Genomic DNA, 240 nt, shown 5'->3' with positions numbered 1-240 from the left:
AAGCATCTAAGCGGGAAACTTGCCTTGAGATGAGATTTCCCGGAGCCTTGAGCTCCTTGAAGGGTCGTTCGAGACCAGGACGTTGATAGGCTGGGTGTGGAAGTGCAGTAATGCATTAAGCTAACCAGTACTAATTGCCCGTAAGGCTTGTCCCTATAACCTTGGTAGTCAAGGTTGTGACGAGTACAACTGCTTGAATACAAGCTACAACCCAACATTACTTCTTCCAGATTCAGAGCA

1 rRNA gene is annotated in these 240 nt (G+C 47.1%); it reads left to right on the top strand.

What is annotated here, in order from left to right:
• Positions 1-155, top strand: a 23S ribosomal RNA gene (locus FVD38_RS26345); the annotation flags it as partial.
• Positions 156-240 lie beyond the last annotated feature (85 nt).

The sequence above is a fragment of the Massilia arenae genome (assembly GCF_008014745.1).
In the GTDB taxonomy this organism is placed as follows: Bacteria; Pseudomonadota; Gammaproteobacteria; order Burkholderiales; family Burkholderiaceae_D; genus Telluria; species Telluria arenae.
Note: the sequence above shows the minus strand (reverse complement) of the source record. Positions and strands in the feature narration are given on the sequence as shown.